The 25,049-nt window shown below is 66.8% G+C and carries 20 protein-coding genes; 5 read left to right on the plus strand and 15 right to left on the minus strand.

The window, feature by feature from the left end:
• Positions 1 to 24 precede the first annotated feature (24 nt).
• Positions 25 to 1,002, minus strand: a complete 978-nt coding sequence (gene meaB / locus ACUXVX_RS17770) for a methylmalonyl Co-A mutase-associated GTPase MeaB (protein ID WP_446311563.1) — start codon at positions 1,000 to 1,002, stop codon at positions 25 to 27.
• A gap of 58 nt (positions 1,003 to 1,060) precedes the next feature.
• On the opposite strand from meaB, the gene hrpB reads away from it, so the two are divergent.
• Positions 1,061 to 3,505 carry an ATP-dependent helicase HrpB gene (gene hrpB, locus ACUXVX_RS17775; RefSeq protein ID WP_446309358.1) on the plus strand — a complete coding sequence of 815 codons (2,445 nt, stop codon included), beginning with the start codon at positions 1,061 to 1,063 and terminating at the stop codon, positions 3,503 to 3,505.
• 35 nt (positions 3,506 to 3,540) lie between these two features.
• Positions 3,541 to 4,308 (plus strand): tRNA pseudouridine(38-40) synthase TruA, encoded by a 768-nt coding sequence (gene truA, locus ACUXVX_RS17780; RefSeq protein ID WP_446309359.1) that lies wholly within the window; start codon positions 3,541 to 3,543, stop codon positions 4,306 to 4,308.
• Positions 4,309 to 4,318: 10 nt separating this feature from the next.
• On the opposite strand, the gene ACUXVX_RS17785 is transcribed toward truA, so the two are convergent.
• From ACUXVX_RS17785 to ACUXVX_RS17800, 4 genes are all read right to left on the minus strand, one after another.
• Positions 4,319 to 4,801 (minus strand): lipocalin family protein, encoded by a 483-nt coding sequence (locus ACUXVX_RS17785; RefSeq protein ID WP_446309360.1) that lies wholly within the window; start codon positions 4,799 to 4,801, stop codon positions 4,319 to 4,321.
• Positions 4,789 to 5,385 (minus strand): hypothetical protein, encoded by a 597-nt coding sequence (locus tag ACUXVX_RS17790; protein WP_446309361.1) that lies wholly within the window; start codon positions 5,383 to 5,385, stop codon positions 4,789 to 4,791. Before ACUXVX_RS17790 ends, ACUXVX_RS17785 begins: the two co-directional genes overlap by 13 nt.
• Before the next feature lie 95 nt (positions 5,386 to 5,480).
• On the minus strand, positions 5,481 to 6,521 hold the full coding sequence (locus ACUXVX_RS17795; RefSeq protein WP_446309362.1) for an aldo/keto reductase: 1,041 nt from the start codon (positions 6,519 to 6,521) through the stop codon (positions 5,481 to 5,483).
• 79 nt (positions 6,522 to 6,600) lie between these two features.
• Complete coding sequence (locus ACUXVX_RS17800; protein ID WP_222494809.1) at positions 6,601 to 6,822, minus strand: hypothetical protein; 222 nt, start codon at positions 6,820 to 6,822, stop codon at positions 6,601 to 6,603.
• Between the two features lie 260 nt (positions 6,823 to 7,082).
• Between ACUXVX_RS17800 and ACUXVX_RS17805 the strand changes: the two genes are divergently transcribed.
• From ACUXVX_RS17805 to ACUXVX_RS17815, 3 genes are all read left to right on the plus strand, one after another.
• On the plus strand, positions 7,083 to 7,895 hold the full coding sequence (locus ACUXVX_RS17805; protein WP_446309363.1) for an HAD-IIB family hydrolase: 813 nt from the start codon (positions 7,083 to 7,085) through the stop codon (positions 7,893 to 7,895).
• A 16-nt stretch (positions 7,896 to 7,911) separates the two neighbouring features.
• Positions 7,912 to 9,132, plus strand: a complete 1,221-nt coding sequence (locus ACUXVX_RS17810; RefSeq protein ID WP_222468307.1) for a glycosyl transferase — start codon at positions 7,912 to 7,914, stop codon at positions 9,130 to 9,132.
• 193 nt (positions 9,133 to 9,325) lie between these two features.
• Positions 9,326 to 9,862 carry a cytochrome b gene (locus ACUXVX_RS17815; RefSeq protein ID WP_446309364.1) on the plus strand — a complete coding sequence of 179 codons (537 nt, stop codon included), beginning with the start codon at positions 9,326 to 9,328 and terminating at the stop codon, positions 9,860 to 9,862.
• An 8-nt stretch (positions 9,863 to 9,870) separates the two neighbouring features.
• Here the strand turns inward: ACUXVX_RS17815 and ACUXVX_RS17820 are convergent, their stop codons facing one another.
• The 10 genes from ACUXVX_RS17820 to ACUXVX_RS17865 all read right to left on the minus strand — a co-directional run bounded on the left by ACUXVX_RS17820 (position 9,871) and on the right by ACUXVX_RS17865 (position 25,042).
• A complete protein-coding gene (locus ACUXVX_RS17820) occupies positions 9,871 to 11,640 on the minus strand; it encodes a sugar phosphorylase (RefSeq protein WP_446309365.1) in 1,770 nt (589 codons plus the stop codon).
• 111 nt (positions 11,641 to 11,751) lie between these two features.
• The gene (gene cysG / locus ACUXVX_RS17825; RefSeq protein WP_446309366.1) at positions 11,752 to 13,161 is read right to left on the minus strand and encodes a siroheme synthase CysG; all 1,410 of its coding nucleotides are present in this window, start codon (positions 13,159 to 13,161) and stop codon (positions 11,752 to 11,754) included.
• A gap of 10 nt (positions 13,162 to 13,171) precedes the next feature.
• Positions 13,172 to 14,137 (minus strand): glycosyl transferase family protein, encoded by a 966-nt coding sequence (locus ACUXVX_RS17830; RefSeq protein WP_446309367.1) that lies wholly within the window; start codon positions 14,135 to 14,137, stop codon positions 13,172 to 13,174.
• A complete protein-coding gene (locus ACUXVX_RS17835; protein ID WP_446309368.1) occupies positions 14,134 to 16,764 on the minus strand; it encodes a molybdopterin-dependent oxidoreductase in 2,631 nt (876 codons plus the stop codon). Before ACUXVX_RS17835 ends, ACUXVX_RS17830 begins: the two co-directional genes overlap by 4 nt.
• Positions 16,764 to 17,099 (minus strand): nitrite reductase small subunit NirD, encoded by a 336-nt coding sequence (gene nirD / locus ACUXVX_RS17840; RefSeq protein ID WP_222494817.1) that lies wholly within the window; start codon positions 17,097 to 17,099, stop codon positions 16,764 to 16,766. The genes ACUXVX_RS17835 and nirD overlap by 1 nt, the downstream gene beginning before the upstream one ends.
• Positions 17,096 to 19,531 (minus strand): nitrite reductase large subunit NirB, encoded by a 2,436-nt coding sequence (nirB, locus tag ACUXVX_RS17845; RefSeq protein ID WP_446309369.1) that lies wholly within the window; start codon positions 19,529 to 19,531, stop codon positions 17,096 to 17,098. Before nirB ends, nirD begins: the two co-directional genes overlap by 4 nt.
• Before the next feature lie 103 nt (positions 19,532 to 19,634).
• Positions 19,635 to 20,576, minus strand: coding sequence for a GAF domain-containing protein (locus tag ACUXVX_RS17850; RefSeq protein ID WP_222468301.1), 942 nt, complete (start codon positions 20,574 to 20,576; stop codon positions 19,635 to 19,637).
• Between the two features lie 74 nt (positions 20,577 to 20,650).
• Complete coding sequence (locus ACUXVX_RS17855) at positions 20,651 to 22,342, minus strand: ABC transporter ATP-binding protein (RefSeq protein ID WP_222468300.1); 1,692 nt, start codon at positions 22,340 to 22,342, stop codon at positions 20,651 to 20,653.
• Between the two features lie 5 nt (positions 22,343 to 22,347).
• Positions 22,348 to 23,433 (minus strand): ABC transporter permease, encoded by a 1,086-nt coding sequence (locus tag ACUXVX_RS17860; RefSeq protein WP_446309370.1) that lies wholly within the window; start codon positions 23,431 to 23,433, stop codon positions 22,348 to 22,350.
• Between the two features lie 238 nt (positions 23,434 to 23,671).
• Positions 23,672 to 25,042, minus strand: coding sequence for a CmpA/NrtA family ABC transporter substrate-binding protein (locus tag ACUXVX_RS17865; RefSeq protein WP_446309371.1), 1,371 nt, complete (start codon positions 25,040 to 25,042; stop codon positions 23,672 to 23,674).
• Positions 25,043 to 25,049: the final 7 nt, after the last annotated feature.

Here is a 25,049-nt window from a genome sequence, read left to right on the forward strand (position 1 = left end):
CTACTTACTTTTTAGGAAAACCTTCTACCCGCCAAGTCTGCGCAGGATCTCCTCCGCCGCTTCCGCCGGGCTGCGGCGGCCACCGGCCACTTCCTCGCCCAGCTCGCCCATCCGGGCCGAGAGCGCCTTGTCATCCGTCAGCCGCCGGAGCAGCCCTTGGCGCACCTCTTCCTCGAACCAGTGCCGCGCCTGCTCCGCCCGCGTGCGTTCCCAAAGCCCATGCTCGCGCCGCCATCCGGCCAGCGCCTCCATCTCGACCCAGGCCTCCTCCAGCCCTATCCCTTCCACCGCTGAGACCATCAGCGCCTTCGGAAAGCCCTCCGAATCTTGCGGCCGCTTGCGCAGCAGCCGGAGCGCGCCCGCATAGTCGGCGCAGGTGCGGCGGGCCACGTCTTTCAGCGGGCCATCCGCTTTGTTTATCAACAGGATATCCGCGATCTCCATGATTCCGCGCTTGACCCCCTGCAACTCGTCGCCGCCCGCCGGCGCCAGTAGCAAAAGGAACAAATCGACCATACCGGCCACTGTGGTCTCCGACTGGCCCACGCCTACGGTCTCAACCAGCACCACATCGAACCCCGCCGCCTCGCAGAGCGCCACCGCCTCGCGCGAGCGCCGGGCCACGCCGCCAAGTTGGGTCTGCGAGGGCGAAGGCCGGATGAAGGCCATCGGGTGGCGCGAAAGCTGCTCCATCCGGGTCTTGTCCCCCAGGATCGAGCCGCCCGAGCGGGCCGATGACGGGTCCACCGCCAGCACCGCCACCTTCAGGCCCCGGTCCACGAGAAACAGCCCGAAGGCCTCGATGAAGGTACTTTTGCCCACGCCCGGCGTGCCCGAGAGCCCGATACGCAGCGCCTGCCGCCCGGCCTTGGCAACCTCGCTCACAAGCGCGGCGGCGGCCTCGCGGTGATCGGCCCGAGCGCTCTCCACCAGCGTGATCGCCCGCGCCAGTGCCCGCCGCTCGCCCGCTATCACCCGCTCTGCCAGATCGCCCGTTTCCACGCCCGTGACCTCTCGTTTTACAATGGTTTGCCCCGGCGCGGCGGGGTATGTCCAGCCCATGCGCCGCGCTGCCGACCCCAATTCCGCCCCCTTGCCGATCGAGGCGGTCCTGCCCGAGGTGGTGGCAGCGCTGAAGGCCGATGGGCTGGTGGTGCTGCAGGCCCCGCCGGGCGCAGGCAAGACGACGATGGTGCCGGTGGCGCTCTTCGAGGCGGGCTTTGCCGAAGCCGGGCGTATCCTCATGCTCGAACCCCGCCGCCTCGCTGCCCGTGGGGCCGCCGAACGGTTGGCAAGCAACCTGTGCACCGAGGTCGGGAAGGGCGTTGGCTACCGGATGCGCGGCGAGGCCAAGGTGAGCCGAGAGACACGGATCGAAGTCGTGACAGAGGGCATCCTGACCCGGATGATCCAATCCGACCCGGAGCTTACGGGTATCTCCACAGTGATCTTCGACGAGTTCCACGAGCGTTCCCTTCAGGCCGATCTCGGGCTGGCACTGGCGCTGGAGGCGCGCGAGGCGCTGCGGCCCGACCTGAAGATCGCCGTCATGTCAGCCACGCTTGATGCCGCGCCGGTGGCCGAGCTGATGGGCGGAGCGCGGGTGGTCACATCCGAGGGCCGCAGCTTTCCGGTCGAGGAGCACTGGGCCGAGGCGCCCCTGCCCGCCGGGGCTCGGCTGGAAGGGCCGCTGGCTGACCTCGTGTTGCAAGCGCTGGCCGAGACCGAGGGCGACATGCTGGTGTTCCTGCCCGGCGAGGGCGAGATCCGCCGCACCGCTGCCGCCCTCGCCCCGCGCCTGCCCAAGGGCGCCTACCTGGCACCGCTCTACGGCGCCATGCCCTTCGCTGAGCAGCGCAAGGCCATCGCACCCGCGCCCGGCGACCCTGGCCAGAAGCGCAAGATCGTGCTCGCCACATCCATCGCCGAGACCTCGCTGACCATTCCCGGCATCCGCACGGTGGTAGATGCAGGCCGCGCTCGCCGTGCGCGGTTCGACCCCGGCACCGGCATGTCGCGGCTTGTGACCGAGCCGGTCAGCCGCGCCGAGGCCACCCAGCGGGCCGGGCGCGCGGGGCGCGTCGAGGCGGGGCGGGTGTACCGGCTCTGGACGAAGGGCGGCCACGGCGCCCTGCCTGCCTTCCCGCCCGCCGAAATCGAGGCCGCCGACCTGACCGGGCTGGTGCTTGAACTGGCGCTCTGGGGCGGTGGCGATGGGCTGCGGTTTCTGACCCCGCCGCCCGAGGGCGCGATGGCCTCTGCCGAGCGGCTGTTGGAAGATCTCGGCGCCTTACAGGCCGGCCGGATCACAGAACACGGCAAGGCGCTGGCAGCCCTGCCCGTTCACCCACGCCTCGGCCATATGCTCGCGGTAGCCGGCCCTTTCGCCGCCCCGCTCGCGGCCCTTCTTGGCGAGCGCGACCCCCTGCGCAATGCGGGTGCAGACCTTTCCAAGAGACTGAAAGCACTCGCCAATCCGGGCTCCGCACCCGATGCCGCGCGCGGCGCGCTCAAGCGCATCACCCAAGAAACAAAACGCCTCGCCCGGCTCGCTGGCCCCGCCTCGGACTTCACCGAAGCGCAGGCCCTCGCCCTCGCCTACCCCGACCGCATCGGGCTGCGCCGCCCGGGCGATGCCCCACGCTTCCTGCTCTCCGGCGGGCGCGGGGCGCAAATGGGGGCGGAGGATGATCTCGCCGGGCAACGGCTGATCGTGGTGGCCGACATCGAGGGCGAGGGCCGCGATGCTCGCATCCGCCTCGCCTTGCCGATCACCGAGAGCGAGCTACGCGCCGTGCCGGGCGCAGCCACTGAATGGCATGACGTGGCCGAGTGGTCCAAGCGCGAGCGCCGGGTGGTCGCCCGGCGTCAGGAGCGCCTCGGCGCGCTGGTGCTCGATGACCGCCACTGGAAGGACGCGCCCGACGAGGCACTGGCCGCCGCCGCACTTGATGGCATCCGCGACCTCGGCCTGCCGGTGAGTGCCAAGGCCCGCCGCCTGCTCGCCCGCGCAGCCCTCATGCCCGACCTTCCCGATTGCTCCGAGGAGGCGCTGCTGGCCGAGGCGGAGGACTGGCTGCTGCCCTGGCTCGGCAAGATCCGCAGCGCCGCCGACATCGCCGCGCTGGATATCACCGAAGCCCTCAAGGCCCGCATCGGCTGGGAGGGGATGCAGGCGCTCGACCGCGCCGCGCCGCCCTCCTTCACCACGCCGCTGGGCCGGGCGATCCCGATCGACTACTCCGGCGAGGCGCCCGAAATCTCGCTGCGCCTGCAAGAGATGTTCGGCCAGACGACCCACCCCACCGTCGCCGGCCAACCGCTCCGGGTGACCCTGCTCTCCCCCGCAGGCCGCCCGGTGCAGACGACGATGGATATCCCTGGCTTCTGGGCCTCCTCCTACGCCGATGTCCGCAAAGACATGCGCGGCCGCTACCCCAAGCACCCATGGCCCGAAGATCCAACAGTGGCCGACCCCACCCTTCGGGCCAAACCGCGCAAATGATTGCGCCCGGCGCCGCCGCGCCGTAAGCACCTGAAATGCCCCGCTACGCCCTGAAAATCGAGTACAACGGCGCGCCGTTCAACGGCTGGCAACGCCAGGCCGAGCTGCCCTCGGTGCAGGGAGCAGTTGAAGCGGCACTGGCGCGGCTGGAGCCGGGCCCGCACACCATCGCCGCCGCCGGGCGCACCGATACCGGCGTGCACGGGCTGGGTCAGGTGGCGCATTGCGACATGGCAAAGGAGTGGGATCCGTTCCGCCTGTCGGAGGCGCTGAATTTTCACCTCAAGCCCGATCCAGTTTCCGTGGTGGCCTGCACCGCTGTGCCGGAGGATTGGCACGCACGCTTCTCGGCGCAGGCCCGGCATTACCTGTTCCGGCTCGTGGTGCGCCGGGCACCGCTGACCCATGATGCCGGGCTGGCCTGGCGCGTGATGCAGCCGCTGTCGCTGAAGACCATGCAGGCGGGCGCCACCCATCTGCTCGGTCAGCATGATTTTACCACCTTCCGGGCCTCGGAATGTCAGGCGAAGTCACCGGTGAAGTCGCTGGACCGGCTGGAGATCGAAGAGCTGGACTACCCCGGCGGGAGGGAGTTTCGCTTTCACATCTCCGCCCGCAGCTTTTTGCACAATCAGGTCCGCAGCTTCGTCGGCACGCTGGAGCGGGTCGGGGCCGGAGCATGGGCGCCGGAGGATGTGAAAACAGCACTGGAGGCGCGGGATCGCGCGGCCTGTGGCCCGGTCTGCCCGCCCTACGGGCTTTACCTACGGGCGGTGGATTACCCGGAAGACCCGTTCGGCTGAAGCAGTCCCGTTACGACCCGGCGGGCTTCAGCCGGGCCACGTCATATCCTGCCCAACCGAGGATCTCGCGGGCGGCCTTCATCCGGTCCGGCCCGATCTGACCCCTGTCGAGGACCGCACCGAACTCGCCCGAGGGCGTGCCGATCACCAATGTCCGATAGTCTGCATCCACCCAGAGCACCCACCACGGCTCTGCCGCAGCGCCTTTGAGCCCTTCCGGCTTCAACCGCCCTGGCCCTGCCGGCACCAGCCGGGCGCGCCCTGCCCCGCTCTCCATCTCCACTCCTTCCGCGCCGGGCGCAAAGCGGGCGCGGCAGATCAGGCAGGCGCCGTTTTCGCGGAATGAGGCGACCTCGCGCCATTCGCCCGCGAGGCGGGCGGCGTCGAAGAGGGCGATGGAGCTGATCGGGGCGGAGGTGTCGCGATAGGCACGCGGCGCAGGGGCCGGGGTGCAGGCGGCGAGCAGCAGGGCCGCAAGGATCACTCGGTGCATATGTTCACCACCCGGCCATTCTCCAGCGCATCGTAGCAGCCAAAGAGCGGGCTGACCGGGGCGCAGGTGCGGGATTTGGCAAAGCAGAGGCCATCGCAATCGGAGCTGTCATCGCAGCGCTTGTTGGCATCGCGCGTGGGTTTGACGCAGACGAAGGTGCCGCCCTCGCCGCGCCGCACGAAGTTGCCTTTGGCCTTGGTGCATTGCGCGGCCTGCCCCGTCAGCGCGGCGGGCACGGGGGGCGGCTCGGGAGCCTGAAAGATCTTGTCGGGCAGGGTCGGGGCCGGTGTCTCGTCCTCCGGCGTGGCCTCGGGTTCTGCGGCTTGGGGCAGCAGGTCGTCGTCGGCATCCGGGGTGCGGGCAGCTGCGGGCGGCTCCAGCGCGGCATTCGCCGAGGGGCCGGACGCGCCGTCAGGCTTTGGCGCGGCTTCGCCGCCGGGGCGTGCCTTCGGGCGCGGGTCGTCCGGACCGGCTTCGGCTGCCGTGGCAAGCGGTTCGGCGGCTTTGCTCCCGGGCAGAACGCAGGCCGAAAGTGCCAAGCAAGCTGCCAGCCCCAAACCTACGATCCACGCTTTACCTGCCACTGGGAGCCTCCCTGAACTCGCCGGGAGACTGCCAGATATGCGCGAAAAGTCCAGCCGGAACCGCTAGATATTGAGGGCTGACAGCAATGTGATGCCTAGTAGGGAAGCGGGTGCGCCCTGTAGGTTCCAGCGATGCCTTCACGCAGTTCATCGGTGAGGGTCACGTCCATGCCGTCAAGGATGTGCTGAAGCTGCGGCATGGTCGTCGCGCCAAAGATCACCGACCCCATAAAGGGCCGCTCCGCCGCCCAAGCCAGCGCCATATGCACCGGGTCCACCCCATGCTTGGCCGCGAGGGCTACATAGGCGTCGGTCGCTGCCTCGGCGCGGGGGGTGATCCGCCCGCCAAGGTCGCCGTTGATCGAGGCTCGGCTGCCCTCGGGCCGCGCGCCGCCGGCGTACTTGCCGGTCAGCAGCCCAGCGGCCAGCGGCGAGTAAGACAGCAGCGAGACCTCTTCCTGATGCGACATCTCGGCCATGTCGGTATCGTACATCCGGCACAGCAGGCTGTATTCGTTCTGCACGGTTTCCATGCGCGGGCCGCCGGTGTCTGCGGCGAGCTGGTTCCAGCGGGTCATGCCCCATGCGCTCTCGTTGGAGGTGCCGAAGTGGCGCACCTTGCCCGCGGCCTGAATGCGGCCCATCTCGGCCATCACCTCTTCCATGTTGGCGCGGGTTGCCGCGCGGTCCTGCTTTTCGGGCGCAAAGCCCCAGTGCTGGCGGAAGTGGTAGGAGCCACGCTGCGGCCAGTGCAGCTGGTAGAGATCGATCACATCGGTCTGCAACCTGCGGAGCGAACTGTCGACCGCCTCGCGCAGGGTTTCAGCCGTGATCCCGCGCTCGTCCCGCGCCAGCTTGCTGGGGCCGACGATTTTGGTGGCGATCAGCACATCTCCGCGCCGACCCGACTTGCCCACCCAGTTGCCGATGATCTCCTCGGTGCGCCCGACCGTCTCGGCCCGCACCGGGTTGACCGGATACATCTCGGCGGTGTCGAGAAAGTTCAGCCCGGCCTCCAGCGCCGCGTCGATCTGGGCATGGCCTTCGGCCTCCGGGGTCTGGTTGCCGAAGGTCATCGTGCCGAGGCACCACACCGGCACCACGAGGTCGCTCTTGCCGAGCTTCTTCATTTCCATTGGATATCTGTCCCTGTCTCATTCCGTTGTGCGGAAGCCTAGTGCTCGGTCCTCCGGGGGCAAGGCCAAACAGGGACGATCAGGAGCCGGTTTTCACGGCCTTGGACTGCTGGGCTTGGGTGATCGGCTGTTGCTGGAGGGGCGGCAGCATGTAGACGAGCCACATCACCGCAAGGCCAATCCAGCTACCAACCACGTAGGCCGCCACCAGCCACGCCCAATGCGGTTGCCAGAGGTGCGCCACGAGGCCTGCGGTTCCGAACCCGAAACACAGCAGGATGGCTATGGACAGAAACTTCATTTCCAACTCCGCTCGCACACGTGTCGTCAACTGTCGCATTGCTTGTTTAAGCTAACGTTAGGGCCCCCGCCCCGACGCATCATCGATACCCCCGGATCACCCGGAAACGCATTGCAGTGTAAACTGCCAGCCATGATTGCCCAAGCGCCGCCTGCGCTGCAACGCAGCGTAAGGTGGGGTTTCAGGTGCGGCAACTGCGAAGCGAAGTCATGCGCAAGGCCTGTGGTCATGCCCCAGCAAACCCGCTAGGCTGAACACAGATGTTCAAAGAAACTGAGAACTTGCGCCCTGATTTGATCGTGTTCACCGATCTCGATGGCACGCTGCTGGACCACCACGACTACAGTTTTTCCGCAGCGCAGCAGGCACTGGAGACGCTCTCGGCAAGAAACCTCCCATTGGTGCTCGCAAGCAGCAAGACCGCCGCCGAAATGCAGGAGCTTGCGGAGCAACTCCCCTGCCGCCCCGCCGCACTCATGGTCGAAAACGGGGCCGGGGTTGTCTGGCCGGGGGAAGCACCGGAGGGCGAAAGCCGCCACGCTGCGCTGCTCGAGGTGCTCGCCTCCCTGCCCGCCGAGCTGCGCGCCCTATACGAGGGGTTCACCGATTGGGGGCCGGAGGGCGTGGCGCAGGAAACCGGGCTGCCTTTGCCACAAGCGCGGCTTGCTGCTCAGCGCGCCTTCTCGGAGCCGGGGCTCTGGCGCGGGGATGAGGCCGGGCGCGAGGCTTTCATCGCCGCACTGGCCAAACACGGTGTGACCGCACGGCAGGGCGGGCGCTACCTGACCCTGTCCTTCGGTGCCGACAAGGCAGACCGGATGCACCAGATCGCCGCACGCCTCGCGCCCGGCGCCCATGTTCTGGCCCTCGGTGATGCGCCTAACGACATCGGCATGCTGGAGGCCGCGGATACCGGCGTCATCGTGACCAACCCGGATGGCGCCGGGATTGCTACACTGGCGGGCGAATCCACCGGGCAGATCAGGCGCACGCGCGCGCCCGGCCCGCGGGGGTGGAACGAAGCCGTTCTGCAAACCATTGAAGAGATGACATCCGCCGCGCGGCGGAGCTGACACAAGGAACAGAGATTTGGCCGATTTTCACCAGAGCGGAAGCGTCGCAACCCTGCACAACCTGCGCACCCTCGACCCAGCGGCCATGGCCCGCGAGCTGGAAACCATCGCCGCCACCCGCAAGATCGTGCTGATCCTGCCCTCGCTCTTCTCCGAACTCGAAGGCGACGCCCTGCCCGCGATCCTCGACGAGCTGTCGAAGGTGCGCTTTATCAGCCGCATCATCATCGGCCTCGACCGGGCCGACGAGGGGCAATACCGCGCCGCCAAGGCCTTCTTCTCGCGGCTCCCGCAGGAACACGCCGTGCTGTGGAACGACGGCCCCCGGCTCACCGCCATCGACGAGCGGCTCAAGGCGCTCAACCTCTCGCCGCAGGAGCCGGGCAAGGGGCGCAACGTGTGGTTCTGCATGGGCTACGCGCTGGCGCAGGCGGACTCCGCCGTTATTGCCCTGCACGACTGCGATATCCTGACTTACAACACCGATATGCTGGCGCGATTGGTCTATCCGGTCGCCAATCCGAACTTCCCCTACCAGCTCTGCAAGGGGTTCTACCCGCGCATCGCGGACGGCAAGCTGAATGGCCGGGTGTCGCGGCTGCTGGTCAGCCCGATGCTGGTGGCACTGAAGAAGGTGATCGGCGATCACGACTACCTCGATTACCTGCGCGGCTTCCGCTACCCGCTCGCGGGTGAGTTCGCCATGCGCACCGGCATCCTGCCCGATATGCGCATCCCCTCAGACTGGGGGCTGGAGATTGGCGTGCTCTCCGAGGCATGGCGCAACCTGAGCCCCAAAGCGGTGTGCCAGGCCGAAATCTCCGACCGTTACGACCACAAGCACCAGCCGGTGAGCGAAGACGACAAGACCAAGGGCCTCTCGCGCATGTCGATTGATATCTGCAAGGCGCTCTACCGCAAGCTCGCCGCCGATGGTACGGTCTTCACGCCCAACATGTTCCGCTCGCTGAAGGCCACCTACTACCGCACCGCGCTAGATATGATCGAGACCTACGCGCATGATGCTTGGATGAACGGCCTCTCGGTAGACCGCCACAAGGAAGAGACAACGGTGGAGCTCTTCGCCTCCAACATCGTGGAAGCGGGGCATATCTTCCTCGAGAACCCGATGGAAACACCCTTCATCCCCAACTGGAGCCGGGTCCATTCGGCCGATCCCGACCTGATGCGCGACATGTCGGCTGCAATCCGCGAGGACAACGCCGAGTTCGGCTGAAACGGGCCATGCGCCGGCCGCATGGCGGCCTGCCGGAACCCGGCAAGCCTTGCTCGGTTGTGGCTATTCAACGGCCTGCCCGGCCAAGCCCCCGCCGCAGACTGCGGAATTCCTTACGACAGATCGGGCGCCACCGGTCGTTTGACCTTCAAGCCCATTGCGCGGCATCCGCAGTTACCCGAAAGGCAAACCAGTGTCCGACCTTATCGATTCACCGCAACGCTACGGCGCCGTTTCGCGCGCACTCCACTGGGGCATGGCCCTGATGTTCCTTGCCCAATTCGCCTCTGCCCTTGCTCATTGGGGGCTGGAACGCGGGAATGCCTTGCGCGATGCGCTCTGGTCCTACCACACCGACCTTGGATTCACCCTCTTCCTGCTCGTGCTGCTGCGCGGGATCTGGGGCTTGGCCAACCTGGCGAAACGGCCCGCGCATGGCGGCGCTCTGGGGCAGGCCGCGCGGCTCGGGCACGCGGTGCTCTACGGGCTGATGATCCTCGTGCCCGGCGTTCGCATTCTGGCCGCCGCGGGCAGCGACCGGGGGCTGAGCTACCTCGGGTTTCAGGTTGTGCCGCCACGGGCCGCCGAGGTGATGTGGATGCAACTCCCTGCCGAGTGGCACGGCGAGATGGGATGGCTTTTGCTGCTGGTGATCCTCGGCCATATCGCCATGGCCGTGGGCTACCACAGGCTGATCGCCCGCGACACGACGTTGGCCCGCATGGCCTGACGCCCGGCTCAGTGCCGGTTGGTGATCCACCGGCACTGATAGGGCGCCAATTCGATCTCGCCCTGCGAGGCGTCCACAGCCTCATCGGCCAGCAAGTCCACCCAATCTTCCCCGCCGATCAGGTTGATCGACATCACCGGCAGGGTGATGGTTTCATCGGTCAAGTTGTGCAGCGCGAAGATCGACTGCGACCGGTCGAGGCTTTGCCGCCAGACGCCAAAGATCCCATCGCCCAGTTGCAAGGTGAATTGCGTGGCATTGGGGTGGAAGGCGGGCTGGCGGGTGCGGATGGCGATGCGCCGCTTGAGGCGGGTCAGCACCTGCGCGTGCACGGTTTCCGGATCATCCAGCGCCGCGCGCAGCTCGGGGTAGTTCCAGCGGTGCCGGTTGATTGCCCGGTTCACCCCGGTCTTCTCCACCCCCTCGTGATCGTTCGGCGTGGCCAGCAGCGAATGGATGTAGAAGGCCGGAATGCCCTCCAGCGAGAGCACGATGGTCTGCGAGCAGAGGAACCGCATGATCTGATGCGCGTCCGGTCCCTTCACGGTGCCTTTTAGCGCCTCGAAATAGGTGATGTTCAGCTCATAGGGCTTTTCGCCCCCGCCGGGCAGCGAGCGCATCGAAAGCAACCCACCGTGGACCTTGACCGCGGTGATGACCTTTTCGATATCCTCCTCCGAGAGCAGACCCTCTGCTGGGCGCATGCCAATGCCGTCGTGGGAGGCGGTGAAGTTGAGGTAGGCGCAGCCGAGCTGGGCGGGGGGCATGGCCATGAGCCATTGGTTTAGCGCCCGGCTTGAGCCGGTCAGCAGCGCGTGCAGCACCAAGGGAGGCAGCGAGAAATTGTAGATCGCATGCGCCTCGTTGCGGTTGCCGAAGTAGCTGAGGTTTTCGGCATTGGGCACGTTGGTTTCGGTCAGCAGCACCACTGGCTCGGTGGCATAGTCGAACAGCAGCCGCATCAGCCGGACGATCGCGTGGGTCTGCGGCAGGTGGATGCAGGAGGTGCCGATCTCCTTCCAGATGAAGGCCACCGCATCGAGCCGGATCACCCGGATGCCGTTGTCGATATGCACCCGCATGACCCGCAGAAACTCCAGCAGCACCTCGGGGTTGGCGAAGTTCAGATCGACCTGATCGTGGCTGAAGGTGCACCAGACATGCTTGGGGCCGGAGGGCGTTTGCACCTCGCGCAGCAGCGAGGAGGTGCGGGGGCGAACGACCTGGCTCAGGTCGTCGGTCGGCTGCGCCTCGAAGAAGAACTTGTCGTAGGGCTCATGGCCCTGCAGATAGTCGTGGAACCACTTGGAAAAGCTCGACACGTGGTTGAGCACGAGGTCCGACATCAGTTTGAACTCTTCCGCGATGCGGTTGATGTCGGGCCAGTCGCCCACTTGCGGGTTCACCGCGCGATAGTCGACAACGGCAAAACCATCGTCGGAGGTGAAGGGGAAGAAGGGCAGAATATGGACGCCCGAGATCACCCCTTGCAGGTAGTGGGTGAGAAAGTCGCGCAGCAGGTCGAGCGGCTTGTGGTTCCCGTCGACGAGGCTGTTGGCATAGGTGATGACGAGGGTGTCCGCCTCGCTCCACAGGTTGTTGCCTGCCACCCGCGCCCGAGACCGCACGTGCGAGCCTTCGGGCCAGAAGGCCTCGTGGATCTGGTGGGCCAGCGCCTCGCAATCATGCTCGGGGTAAATCTGCTCGAGCAGGCTGGCGGTGCGGGATTTCACGGAAGGCGTGGGCTGTTTCATCGGGCGGGTTTGGCCTGTGGTCATTCTCCGAGGTAAAGCATCAATGCCCTGCACGGTTCAAGGAATGGGGGCGCTCGGGGCGGGCGTTGAGTGGACGCCGGGGGCCGCCTGCCAAAAACTTGTGCAGTTGGCGGGTCAGGCCGTGGCCACGAGAGAGAGCGGCGGTTGCGTGGGCGCAATGACCTCGGTGCGCAGTTTGGAGTGTCGCACGAGAATGATCGCGGGGTTGCTGACCTCTTCGGAAGCGACGGTCTTGGCAAGGTCCGAAAGGGTGCAGGCAAGGTGCCGCTCGGCGGGCGTGGAGGCGGAGCAGGTGATCTCGACCTCGGCGCTAGAGGGCACACCGGCGGCCAGCAGGTTCGCCTCTATCTCTGCGGCCTTGGCCACGCCCATGTAGAGCGCCAGCGTGGTGCCGGGGGTGCAGAGGGCGCCCCAGTCAGGGGCGCTGTCCCCCGCGCGGCAGGTGCCGGTGGCAAAGATCACCCGGTCGGTTTCCCCGCGCTCGGTAAGCGAGCGGCCACGGGCGGCGGCGGAGCCGGAGGCAGCGGTGACGCCGGGCACGATCTCGACGGCGATGCCATGATCGCGGGCGGCGGCAAGCTCTTCGGTCGCACGGCCGAAGATGCCGGGATCGCCCGACTTGAGCCGCACCACCCGCTGGCCCTTGCGGGCGGCGGCCACGATTACCGCGTCGATCTTGTGTTGCGGCCAAGACGAGGCCCCGACCTCCTTGCCGACGAAGATGCGCTCGGCGTCCCGGCGGGCGAGTTCAAGCACGTCCGGGTCGACCAGCCGGTCATAGAAGATGACATCGGCCTCTTGCAGCCGCTGCACTGCGCGGAGGGTGAGCAGGTCTCGCGCGCCGGGGCCGGCACCGACGAGGGAGATGAGACCCTCGGTGACGGTGCCGGGTGCGCCGCCTTGGGCGATAGCATCCTTCAGGGCTTTGGCAGCGTCGCGCTCGGCGCCCGCGGCGTGCAGGCGGCGGGGGGCATCGGAGAAGGCCCAGCGCCAGAAAGCGCGGCGGGCGGGCTTTGGAACCCGGCGGGCCACGGCCTCGCGCATCCGGCCCGCCATGGCGGTGAAGTCGCCGAGGCGGGGTTCGAGCATGGTTTCGATCTTGGTTTTTACCTGCCGGGCCAGCACAGGGGCCGCGCCCTCGGTGCCGATGGCAACCACCAGCGGGTCACGGTCGACGATGGAGGGAGTGTAGGCATCGCAGAGGTCGGGCTGATCGACCACGTTTGTCGTGCAGCCCACCGCCTGTGCCAGCGCTGCGATGGCCGCATCCCGCGCCGGGCAGCCGGTGGCGATAAAGGCGAGTGCGGCATCGGCGAAGTGGCTGGCGGTGGGCGCTTCGGTGCAGTGGGTTGCGCGGCCATCGGCGACAAGAGTCTCGAGTTCATCGTCCAGCGTGTCTGCCAGCAGTACAATTCTGGCCTCGGTCTTCAGCACCAGCCGGGCCTTCTGCGCAGCCTGCTCGCCGCCGCCCGCGATCACCACGGTGCGGCCGGTCATGCGGAGGAACATGGGGAAGGTTTTCATCGAATGCTCCTCAGGCTGCGCGGGCGGTGTGGCGGGTGGCCCAAGCCTCTTGCACAAGGCTCGGGGCGAGGCCGCATGTTTCGAGCGCCAGCTCGGCGGTGCCGAGCACGATGGCGGTGGCGAAGGGGTCGGTCAGTTCGCCGGACCAGAGGCGGGCGAGGTCTGCCGGGTCGGGGCTTTCGTCGGCGAGACGGCGGTGGTCATCTTCCAACGCAGGGGCGGAGGCCTCCCAGCGGCTGCCGCCCCGAGTGCCGTAGAGGGCGATGTCCTTGGACGGATGCCGCTCGAACTCGCCGCCGCCGCCCTTCAGCACGGTCATGGCGGGCTGGCCGAGCAGGTCGCAGGCGTCGGCCTGCAGCTCGCGGTAGGGCGGGTGAAAGACCCCCTGCACGGCAGCGGGCGCCACTGATGGGTTGAGTACGCGGAGGACGGTGTTGATAGCGGAACGGAGGCCAAGCACATCGCGCAGGCGGAGCAGTTCGAGCAGGCGTGGGGCGAAAGCCTCGAGCGGTAGGTAAGCGATACCATCGCGGTCGATGAGATCGGCGGCCTCTTCCATTGAGCCAGCCTGCGCGATCCCGGCAGCGGGCAACGCGGCCCGAACTGAGGCGGCGGCCTTCTGATGCGAGTTCCAGCCATGGAGCAACACCGGCGCACCGGCCTGCGCCACGAGGCGGGCAGAGAGCAGAAACCACGGCAGGCCGCGGGTGCGGCCAGCGGCGTAGCTGGGCCAGTCGAGCGCGGGGGCGGCGGCGGGCCAAGCGGGGAGCGTTGCGCGGGCGGCTTCGACGAAACCCGCCACCTCGCCTGCCGTCTCGCCGCGGAAGCGCATGAGCATCAGCAGCGCCCCTACGGCTTCGGGCGCGGCCTCGCCGGAGAGGATGAGCGCCATCGCCTCGCGAGCCTCGTCCTGCGTGAGCGAGCGGGAGCGACCGGGGCCGCGGCCAAGGATACGGACATAGCGCGCTAGGCTCATTCGGCGGCCTCCCGGCGGGTGGCAGAGGCGAGCAGCGCGGCAAGTTCTGGGCGGCAGGAGCCGCAGTTTGTGCCGGCCTGTAGCGCCGCGCCAATGGCCTCGACGGAGGCAAGCTGCTGGCTCTCGATGGCCGCGAGGATGGTGTTCACCCCCACGTCGAAACAAGCGCAGACTACGGCGCCCGGATCGGGCATGTCCTGCCCCGGCTGACCGGAGAGGTGGGCGGGCGCAGGCGCCGCGCCCAGCTGACCGGCCATGAAGCTGCGTGAGGCGGCGACAGGCTCGGCAGCAATGAAGAGAGCGGCCTGCAAGCGGCCCCCTTCCATGAACGCCAGCCGCGCGCCGCCGCGTGCCCTGTCACTCACCAACATCGCCTCGGCATCGGGCCCGAGGCCGAAAACCGTGCGGCCCCATACCTCCCAGCTCTCCGGGGCCTCCGCCCCCGCCAGCTCCAGCCGCCAGCCGCCGCGCGCCCGTGCGAGCGCCCAATAGGGAGCGTCGGGGCGGGGCTTGCGGGTGGAGACGGCAAAGCCGAACCAGTTGGCGGCATAGGGCGCGATGCCCACCACCGCGCCCTTGCTGTCGGGCTGGCCGGAGACCGGATCGGTGACCGAGGCAACCAGCGCATCGGCCCGCCCGAGCGAGGCGGTTTCCCCCGTCCAGTGCATCGGCACGAAGACCTCGCCGGGGCGCACCCGCTCGGTCACGATCACCCGGGCGAGGGCGCGGCCGGTGCGGCTTTCGATGTCGGCGATGCCAGCGGGGCGCAGGCCGAGGCGAGAGGCGTCGTCGGGATGGACCTCCACGTAGGGCTCGGCCATGTGCTGGCTGAGGCGCGGGGATTTTCCGGTGCGGGTCATCGTATGCCAATGGTCGCGCACGCGGCCCGTGTTGAGCCGGAAGGGGTAGCGCCGGTCGGTCGCCGCCACGGGGGCCGCGTTGTGGACAGGCAGCATCCGCCCCCGCCCGTCCGGGGTGAAGAACTTGCCATCGCCAAAGAACCGCCCGCCGCTGCGGCTACCGCTCACCGGCCATTGCACGGGCGCGAGGGCGGCGTAATCCGCATCGGAAATCCCGGCGAGGCCGGAGATATCGAAGTCCTTGCCCATGGCGGCGGCGATGCCCGAGAGCGTGGCATATTCGCGGAAGATCTCGGCGGGGGAGGAGTAGTCGAACGCGCTGCGCCAGCCCATCGCGGAGGCGACCTCGGCGATAATCTGCCAGTCGTGCTTCGCCTGCCCCGGTGCGGGCAGTACGGCGCGCTGGCGGCTGATCCGGCGCTCGGAATTGGTGACGGTGCCGTCCTTCTCGCCCCAGCCTGTCGCCGGAAGCAGCACGTGGGCGAGGCGGGCGGTGTCGGTCTCGGCGGTGATGTCGGAGACCACCACGAAGTCGCACCCGGCAATCGCGGCGCGGACACGGTCGGCCTCGGGCATCGAGACAGCGGGGTTGGTGGCCATGATCCAGAGCGCCTTGATCTGGCCGCGCTCGACCGCGTCGAACATGTCGACTGCCTTGAGACCCTGCGCCTCTGGCATCCGGGGCGCCTGCCAGAACTCCCGCACGGCCATGCGGTGCGCGGCATTCTCGATATCGAGGTGGCAGGCAAGCATGTTGGCCAGCCCGCCAACCTCGCGCCCGCCCATGGCGTTAGGCTGGCCGGTGACAGAGAACGGCCCCATGCCGGGCTTGCCGATGCGGCCGGTGGCGAGGTGGCAGTTGAGGATGGCGTTGACCTTGTCGGTCCCCTGCGACGACTGGTTCACACCTTGGGAGTAGACGGTGACGACCTTCTCGGTGCGCAGCCAGAGGTCGTAGAACCGGGTCAGCAGATCATCCGGCAGGCTGGTGGCTTCGCTGGTCTGGGAGGACGCGGCGGCGATAGCGTCATCGAAACCGTCGACATGGCTCCGGACGAAGGCCTCATCGGTCGCGCCCATGTCGCGAATGCGGCGCAGCAGGCCATTGAACAGAGCCACATCGCTGCCAGCGGCCAGCGGCAGGTGCAGGTCGGCGGCATCACAGGTGGCGGTGCGGCGGGGGTCGATGACCACGATCTGCATCGAGGGGCGCGCGGATTTGGCGGCGACGATGCGCTGATAAAGCACCGGGTGGCACCATGCGAGGTTGGAGCCGGTGAGCACCACGAGGTCGGCCTCTTCGAGGTCTTCGTAGGTGCCGGGCACGGTATCGGTGCCGAAGGCCCGCTTGTGGCCGGCGACGGAGCTGGCCATGCAGAGGCGGGAGTTGGTGTCGATGTTCGCCGAGCCGATGAAGCCTTTCATCAGCTTGTTGGCGACGTAGTAATCCTCGGTCAGCAGCTGGCCGGAGACGTAGAAGGCCACGCTATCCGGCCCGTGCTGTGCGATGGTCTCTAAGAAGCGGCGGGCGACTTCTGCCGTTGCGTCGTCCCAGCCCGCCTCTTTGCCATTGATCCGGGGTGCCAGAAGGCGGCCCTCCAGCCCCACCGTCTCACCCAGCGCGGAGCCCTTGGAACAGAGTCGCCCGAGATTGGCGGGGTGGCTTTTGTCACCGGTCACACTGAGGCCCCCTGCCCCGTCGGGCGTGGCCAGCACGCCGCAACCCACGCCGCAATAGGGGCAGGTGGTGCAGATGGGGGCGGACACTACGCGGCGCTCCGTGCGGCGGCGACGGCTTCGGCGTCGAGCAACACGCGGCCCGCCTCGATCCGCACCGGGTAGGTGGCAATGCGGCCCTCGTCGGCGCCCTGGGCCTCTCCGGTTTCGAGCGAGAACACCCAGTTGTGCAGCGGGCAGGTCACCTTGCGGCCATGCACGATGCCCTCAGACAGCGGGCCGCCCTTGTGGGGGCAGGTGTTGGAGGCGGCAAACACCTCTTCCGGCCCGGTGCGGAACACCGCGATACAGCCGACCTCGGTTTTCACGATACGCGCACCGCGTTCGGCAATCTCGGTGACGGCGCAGATGTCGATCCAGCTCATTCGGCGGCCTCCTGGGTGAGATCGGCGACAAGCTGGAAGCTCTTCGCCTTTTCGGGACGGGCGTGATCTGCCCACGGGTCCTTGCGGTAGACCGATTGCGAGATTTCGAAGCGCTCGTTCAAGGCGGTGCGTTCGGCGGGGTCGGCTAGGGTTTCCTTGACCCAGTCGAGGCCCACCTTGGCGACCCACTTGTAGGGCCGGTCGAGATACTTGGCGTGTTCGCGGTAGAGCTGGATGAAGGCGGTAGTCCACTCGATGGCGTCTTCCTCCGTCTTCACGTCCACGAGGCGCTCGGTTTCCTTGACGTCCATACCCGCGGCACCCCCGACGCCGACCTGATAGCCGCTGTCCACGCAGATGATGCCCACGTCCTTGCAGGTCGCCTCGGCGCAGTTGCGGGGGCAGCCGGAGACGGCGAGTTTAACTTTATGCGGCGTCCACGAGCCCCAGAGCTTCTTTTCGAGCTTGATGCCAAGGCCTGTGCTGTCTTGCGTACCGAAGCGGCACCAGTCGGAGCCGACGCAGGTTTTGACAGTCCGCAGGCCTTTAGAATAGGCGTGACCCGAGACCATGCCGGCCTCATTGAGGTCGTACCAGATGCCCGGCAGATCCTCTTTCTTCACGCCCAGCAGGTCGATCCGCTGGCCGCCGGTCACTTTCACCGCCGCGCCATATTTGTCGGCGGCATCCGCGATGGCACGCAGCTCATTCGCGTCGGTCATCCCGCCCCACATGCGGGGCATCACGGAATAAGTGCCATCCTTCTGGATGTTGGCGTGGTTGCGCTCGTTCACAAAACGGCTCTGAGGATCGTCCTGATAGTCGAGCGGCCAGTCGGCCAGCAGGTAGAAGTTGATCGCCGGGCGGCAGACGTGGCAGCCGTTCGGCGTTGTCCACCCCAGCTCCTGCCAGACAGCAGGCTGGCTTTTTAGTTCTTTCGCCTTGATCAGCCGGCGCACGTCTTCATGAGAGAGATCGGTGCAGCCGCAGACGTTCTGCGCCGCCGGAATCTCGAAGCCGTCGCCCAGCGTGACGGCCATGACCTGCTCGACCAGGCCCGTGCAGGTGCCGCAGGAGGCGCTGGCCTTGGTGGTGGATTTGATGTCAGCGAGGCTGCTTGCCCCGCCCTCGATCGCCGCAACGATCTGGCCCTTGCATACGCCGTTGCAGCCGCAGATTTCTGCGTCAGCCGGTAAGGCTGCAACGGCCGCCATAGGGTCCACGGCGGCACCTCCCTGAAAGGAGGGGCCGAATATCAGCGTCTCGCGCATCTCCTCCACATCCGTGCCGTCCTTGATGAGGCCGAAGAACCAGTTACTGTCGGCGGTGTCGCCATACATCACAGCGCCGACGAGCTTGTCGCCCTCGATGACGAGGCGCTTGTAGATTCCGCGCGCCGGGTCGCGGAAGACGATGTCTTCACGGCCCTCGCCCTCGGCAAAGTCGCCTGCGGAAAAGAGATCGCAGCCCGTCACCTTCAACTTGGTGGAAAGCTCCTTGGGGGTGAAACTGTCGGCCTCACCAGTCAGGGTCTTGGCGAGCACCTTGGCTTGGTCGTAGAGCGGCGCGACGAGGCCGAAGAGATTGCCCTCGAACTCCACGCATTCGCCCACGGCAAAGATCGAAGGGTCGGAGGTGCGCATCTGGGCGTCGACCTTCACGGCGCGGCCCATCTCCAGCCCGGCCTCGGCAGCGACCGAGACGGCGGGACGGATGCCCACGGCCATGACGACGATATCGGCCTCCAGCACGGTGCCATCTTCCAGCACCACCTTCTCGACCTTGCCCTCCCCCTGGATCGCCTTGGTCGAGGCGCGGGTGAGCACGGTGATGCCCCGTTTCTCAAGGTCTTTTTGCAGCAGGTAGCCTGCGCTCTCATCAAGCTGGCGTTCCATCAGGTGGCCTGCGAGGTGCAGCACCGTGACCTCCATGCCGCGCAGGCGCAGGGCCGCAGCAGCCTCGAGGCCGAGTAGGCCGCCGCCGATGACCACGGCCTTGGAGCCGGGGGCGCCGGAGGCCTCCAGCATGGCGGTGGTGTCCTCCAAATCGCGGAAGGCGACCACGCCGGGCAGGTCATGGCCCGGGCAAGGGATGATGAAGGCGGAGGAGCCCGTGCCGAGCACGAGCTTGTCGTAGGGCACCTCGCCGTTCGGGGCGATCACGACCTTGCGCTCGCGGTCAATCGCGGTGACCCGCTCACCGAAGCGGCAGGTCACGCCGTGGCGCTCATACCATGCCGCGTCGTGGGTCACGATCTCCTCATAGCTCTTTTCGCCCGACAGAACGGGGGAGAGCATGATGCGGTTGTAGTTGCCGCGCGGCTCGGCGTTGAAGAGGGTTACATCAAAGGCGTCGGGCGCCAGCTCGAATAGGTTTTCGAGCATCCGGCCCGAGGCCATGCCCGCGCCGATCACAACGAGTTTCTCGGTCATTTCAGGCCTCCTTTACAGGGGGTTACGCGGGCCACGCGCACAGGGGCGGGTGCGGGTTGCGGAAGGACGAAGAGGTCGAAGACAAATTGGTTCATGGCAGGCCTCACACGTACCAGGCGACGATGTGGGACAGCTCTGTGCCGTGGTAGAGCGGCAGGGCGACCATCGAGCCGTAGCCTGCAGCGAGGCCGGGCTTGCCGCTTTCGACCACCGGAAGCCCGGAGCCGAGCACCTTGCCGATGCTGCCCTGCCAGGCCTCCGCGCGGCGCTCCTTGCCAGCATTCTCCGGGTCCCAAAGCGCGCCTTCGCGGGCGCAGATGCCATCGACCAGCGCCGCCCCGCCGGACTTGCCGACCTTGGCGGCACGGGCATCCCACAGTTCGAAACGGCGGGCGATGGGGGTCCCACGGGCGGAAAGCAGGGTGAGCACATAGGGCGCGGCGCCGGGCACCGGGATCGGCACGCCGAGGCCCGTGGTCAGCCCGGCCTTGCCCGCACTGTCGGCCCGGATGAAGCGGTAGCCGGAGCCCAGATCGCGCATCAGGATCGGCGTTTCGGAGGCCCAGACCCCGCCGGGCAGCCCCTGCCCCGCCGGAAAATGCGTGTGCTGGCTGACCCACTCGAAGTGCTTGGCGGCCCCGTAGTAGCCATCGTCCAGCATCAGCAGGCCCTCGGCCTCTTTCCAGACCTCGATGGCGCCGGTGCGGTTTTCGTCATCGCCGCAGAGCACCACGAGCACGGCCTTCAGGGTCTTTCCGGCGAAGACCGGCACGGCGACGGCGCTTGTGAGCCCGGCCTCGGTGGCCACCTCGGTGCGCTTGAAATAGCTGCCGTCGAAGCCCTTGAGCACCACGGGCCGCGCCTCGGCCCAGGCCTTGCCGGGCAGACCCTCGCCCTTGGCAAAGCTCTCCCGGCGGGAGGCCTCCTCGAAGGCGGCAAGCTCGCCGTAGCTGCCCCCGCCATGCACGAGGGTTTCGCCCTCGGGCACCCAGATTTCGGCCACCTGAATGAAGGTTTTGACCGGTGTGTCGACTGCGACATCCATGATGTCGTCTCCCTTTTGCTGCATCGGGCTGCTGCGTCCGCCCGGTATCACCTTGAGCTGAGCGGCCATGGCGCTCACGCGGCTTCCTTGTTCTTGGTATCGGCCTTCCCGGCCTCCGATTTGCCCTGCTTGCCGTGCTCGTATTCCTCAAGGAAATTAAGCACTTGCTCGCGGTAGAGGTAATAATCGGGGTGCTCGAGCAGGGCCTTGCGGCTGCGCGGGCGGGGCAGATCGACATCGACGATCTTGCCGATGGTCGCTTGCGGGCCGTTGGTCATCATCACCACGCGGTCGGCCAGCAGGATCGCCTCGTCGACATCGTGGGTCACGCAGATTGCGGTGACCTTGGTGCGCTGCCAGACCTCCATCAGCACCTCCTGCAGCTCCCAGCGGGTGAGGCTGTCGAGCATGCCGAAGGGCTCATCGAGCAGGAGCAGTTTGGGAGAGAGCGAAAAGGCGCGGGCAATGCCGACACGCTGCTTCATGCCGTTGGACATTTCGGACGCGGGCTTGTCCATCGCGTCGCCGAGGCCGACGCGCTCGAGGTAATAGTCGACCACATCCTGCCGCTCGGCCTGGCTGGCCTTGGGGTAGACCTTGTCGACCCCGATGGCGCAGTTTTCGCGCGCGGTGAGCCACGGAAAGAGCGAGGGCGCCTGAAATACCACCGCGCGCTCCGGATCGGCCTCGCGCACGTGGAAGCCATCGAGCTTGATCGAGCCTTTCGAAATCTCGTTCAGACCCGCGACCATGGTGAGCACGGTGGACTTGCCGCAGCCCGAGTGGCCGATGAGCGAAATGAACTCGCCCTTGTTCATTTTGAGGTTGAAGTCTTCAACAACCGTTAACGGCCCCTTCGGTGTGGGGTAGATCTTGTGGAGCTCGTCGAACTGCAGGAAGTTCAGGTCTTTCAGCCCTTCCTGCGCGGCGGCCTGCGCCTTGGGCAGGTTGTGGATGGGCTGGATGTCGGGCAGCTGGGTGGCGCCCTCGGCCTGAGCTTCGATACCGGCGTCCATCAGGTAGTTGGTGACGCGGGCGCGGAGGGCCTTGAAGCCCTCGTGATGGTTCATCTCGCCGCGCTCGCGGGGGCGCGGTATATCCACCCGGAACTCCTCGCCAAGGCTGCCATCGGGGTTGAGGGCGATGATCCGGTCGGCCAGAACGATGGCCTCGTCCACATCATTGGTGATGAGCACGCAGGTCTTCTTGTCGGTGCTCCAAATGCCCTCGATCTCGTCGGCAAGGTTGGCGCGGGTGAGCGCATCGAGCGCGCTAAGGGGTTCATCCAGGAGCAGAACTTCAGGGTTCATCGCCAGAGCGCGGGCCACGTTGACACGCTGGCGCATACCGCCGGACAGCTCGGCCGGGCGGCGGCTGGCGGCGTGGCTCAGGCCCACCATCTGCACGTAGTGGGCGACCTTGGCCTCCTTCTCCGCCTTGGGCAGGCCGGGGAAGACAGTGTCGACCGCCAGCCCCACATTGCCCGCCACGGTCAGCCACGGCATCAGCGAGTAGTTCTGGAAGATGACGCCGCGCTCGGGCCCGGGGCCGGTGACCGGCTTGCCCTTGAACGTCACGCTCCCCTTGGAGGGTTTTTGCAGCCCGGCCATGAGGTTGATGAGGGTGGTCTTGCCAGTGCCGGAGAAGCCCAGCAGCACCAGAAACTCGCCCTCTTCCACGTCGAGCGTGATGTTCTTGAGAACTTCGGTGCGGTGGATGCCCTCACCGAAGCCCACGGAAACATTATCAAAATTCAGGATACCCATGCCGATCACCGCTGGTTGGAGAAGGTGAAGAGCGACTGGAGGGCATACATCACCCGGTCCAGCAGGAAGCCGATGATCCCGATGGTCAGCACGGCGACCATGATCTTGGCGAGCGAGCTGGAAGAGCCGTTCTGGAATTCATCCCAGACGAACTTGCCTAGGCCCGGGTTCTGCGCCAGCATTTCGGCGGCGATCAGCACCATCCAGCCGACACCGAGCGAGAGCCTCAGGCCGGTGAAGATGAGCGGCAGGGCAGAGGGCAGAACCAGCTTGGTGATCTTGGTCCAGGTGTTCATCTTCAATACCTTGGAAACGTTAACGAGATCCTTGTCGATCGAAGCGACGCCGAGCGCGGTGTTGATCAGGGTGGGCCAGAGCGAGCAGAGGGTCACGGTGATGGCCGAGATGGTGAAGCTCTTCGGGAAGAGCCCGTCGCCGGTGGAGAGCGCCGAGACGACCATCGTGACGATGGGCAGCCAGGCCAGTGGGGAGACCGGCTTGAAGATCTGGATCAGCGGGTTGATGGCGGCGTTGGCGTAGGGCGAGAGGCCCGCGAGAATGCCCAGCGGAATGGCCACGGCGGAGCCGATCAGGAAGCCGAAAAACACGGTTTTGATCGAGGTCCAGATCTGCTCGTAGAAGCTGGGCGCCCCGGTGTAAGCCACGGTTTTCACTTGGTCTTCCTTGCCTGCGGCGATCAGCTTCTCGTTGCGGGCGGCGACCATCTCCTCGAACTTGGCCTTCTTAGCGGCCTTGGCGACGGCGTCCTCATGCAGGTTCACCGCCTCGCCCCAGACCTGCACCGGGCCGGGGACGGCGCCGAGGGAGGTTTGGACCTTGGGGGCGAGGGTGCCCCAGAGCAGCAGGAAGCCGACGATGGCGAGCACGGGCACGCCGAGGAGGCGCCAGATTTCCTTGCCTTGGGCCTTCGGATTGTCACCGGCGGCGGCCTTCAGGACAGGGGTGATCCAGGCGAGGCCGAGCACGGAAAACCACTTGTCGGCCTTGTTGATACGGGTGAACAGACGCGCCTTTCGCGCCTCCTTGGCGGCGGCGGCGTCGTTCAGCGACTGAGGGTCTATGGCGGTCATTTCAGGACTTTCAACTCTGTGCGTTTTTGCTGAGGCCACGCCGTTGCGGCCGATTAACCTTAGAATTTGCTGATGCACATCTGATGCACATCCCATGCACAACCGATGCATACGCAATCTGCCCTGCGGCTCGGTTGTGAACGGATCGCACGCACCCGGCGGGCGGGGACGTGCGGCGTTGCGGGATGGCGGGAGGGGCGTCGCGCTTCGGCGCGCGCGTCTCCCGCCACCCGGAGCATCAGCCCTGCACCTCGGTACCGACGATGATCTGCGCGCCCTTCAGGCCGATGGGCAGGCTGTCGAGGTAGGCGTTGGGGGCCTTCCCGTCGTAGGGGATGCCGTCGATGATGTCGGCCGCCGGGGTGGGTTCCTTGTAGCCGTCGCTGTCCCAGGGGAAGTCGGCCTCGTTGGCGAGCCCTTCATCGACCAGCAGGCGGGCGGCCTCGAGGTAGATGTCGGGGCGATAGACGGAGGCCGCGGTCTCGGCATACCACTCGTCCGACTTGGCCTCGGGGATCTGGCCCCAGCGGCGCATCTGGGTCAGGTACCAGATCGCATCGGAGTAGAACGGGTAGGTCGCGTTGTAGCGGAAGAACACGTTGAAGTCGGGGACTTCGCGCACATCACCCTTTTCATACTCGAAGGTGCCGGTCATGGAGTTGGCGATCACCTCGGCATCGGCACCCACGTATTCGGGCTTGGCGAGGATCTCGACCGCCTCCATGCGGTTGGCGTTGTCGTTCTCGTCGAGCCAGATGGCGGCGCGGATCAGCGCCTTCACCACGGCCTTGGTGGTGTTGGGATACTGCTCGGCGAACTCGGCGGTGATGCCGAAGACCTTCTCGGGGTTGTTCTTCCACAACTCGTAGTCGGTGATCACCGGCACGCCGATGCCCTTGAACACGGCCTGCTGGTTCCACGGCTCACCCACGCAGTAGCCATAGATGGTGCCGGCCTCGAGGGTGGCAGGCATCTGCGGCGGAGGGGTCACGGAGAGCAGCACATCGGCCGCGATCTGGCCGGAGATGTTCTCGGGGCTGTAGAAGCCCGGATGCAGGCCACCGGCGGCGAGCCAGTAGCGCAGCTCGTAGTTGTGGGTGGAGACCGGGAAGACCATGCCCATGTTGAAGGGCTTGCCCTCGGATTTGTACTGTTCGACCACCGGCGCCATCGCGGAGGCGGAGATCGGGTGGACCGGTTTGCCATCATCGCCGGTGGGGATGTTCGGCTTCATCGCCTCCCAGACCTCGTTGGAAACGGTGATACCGTTGCCGTTCAGATCCATCGAGAAGGGGGTGATGATGTGGGCCTCGGTGCCGAAGCCGATGGTGGCGGCGAGCGGCTGACCGGCGAGCATGTGCGCGCCGTCGAGCTGGCCGTCGATCACGCCGTCGAGCAGCACTTTCCAGTTGGCCTGGGCCTCCAGCGTGACGAAGAGCCCTTCGTCGAGGAAGTAGCCCTGCTCATAGGCAACGGCGAGGGGGGCCATGTCTGTCAGCTTGATGAAGCCGAAGGTCAGTTCGTCCTTTTCCAGCTCCAGCGACTGGGCCATCGCCGTTCCGGTCAGAAGGGTCGCCGTTGTGGCAACGATTCCGAAGAGGGTTTTCATGTGGTCG

It is taken from the genome of Vannielia sp. SX4, assembly GCF_052828525.1.

Coding starts and splice junctions, on each gene's coding strand:
- hrpB (WP_446309358.1), top strand. CDS start 1,061: ATGCGCCGCGCTGCCGACCCCAATTCCGCCCCCTTGCCGATCGAGGCG.
- truA (WP_446309359.1), top strand. CDS start 3,541: ATGCCCCGCTACGCCCTGAAAATCGAGTACAACGGCGCGCCGTTCAAC.
- ACUXVX_RS17785 (WP_446309360.1), bottom strand. CDS start 4,801: ATGCACCGAGTGATCCTTGCGGCCCTGCTGCTCGCCGCCTGCACCCCG.
- ACUXVX_RS17795 (WP_446309362.1), bottom strand. CDS start 6,521: ATGGAAATGAAGAAGCTCGGCAAGAGCGACCTCGTGGTGCCGGTGTGG.
- ACUXVX_RS17800 (WP_222494809.1), bottom strand. CDS start 6,822: ATGAAGTTTCTGTCCATAGCCATCCTGCTGTGTTTCGGGTTCGGAACC.
- ACUXVX_RS17805 (WP_446309363.1), top strand. CDS start 7,083: ATGTTCAAAGAAACTGAGAACTTGCGCCCTGATTTGATCGTGTTCACC.
- ACUXVX_RS17820 (WP_446309365.1), bottom strand. CDS start 11,640: ATGACCACAGGCCAAACCCGCCCGATGAAACAGCCCACGCCTTCCGTG.
- cysG (WP_446309366.1), bottom strand. CDS start 13,161: ATGAAAACCTTCCCCATGTTCCTCCGCATGACCGGCCGCACCGTGGTG.
- ACUXVX_RS17830 (WP_446309367.1), bottom strand. CDS start 14,137: ATGAGCCTAGCGCGCTATGTCCGTATCCTTGGCCGCGGCCCCGGTCGC.
- nirD (WP_222494817.1), bottom strand. CDS start 17,099: ATGAGCTGGATCGACATCTGCGCCGTCACCGAGATTGCCGAACGCGGT.
- nirB (WP_446309369.1), bottom strand. CDS start 19,531: ATGACCGAGAAACTCGTTGTGATCGGCGCGGGCATGGCCTCGGGCCGG.
- ACUXVX_RS17850 (WP_222468301.1), bottom strand. CDS start 20,576: ATGGATGTCGCAGTCGACACACCGGTCAAAACCTTCATTCAGGTGGCC.
- ACUXVX_RS17855 (WP_222468300.1), bottom strand. CDS start 22,342: ATGGGTATCCTGAATTTTGATAATGTTTCCGTGGGCTTCGGTGAGGGC.
- ACUXVX_RS17860 (WP_446309370.1), bottom strand. CDS start 23,433: ATGACCGCCATAGACCCTCAGTCGCTGAACGACGCCGCCGCCGCCAAG.
- ACUXVX_RS17865 (WP_446309371.1), bottom strand. CDS start 25,042: ATGAAAACCCTCTTCGGAATCGTTGCCACAACGGCGACCCTTCTGACC.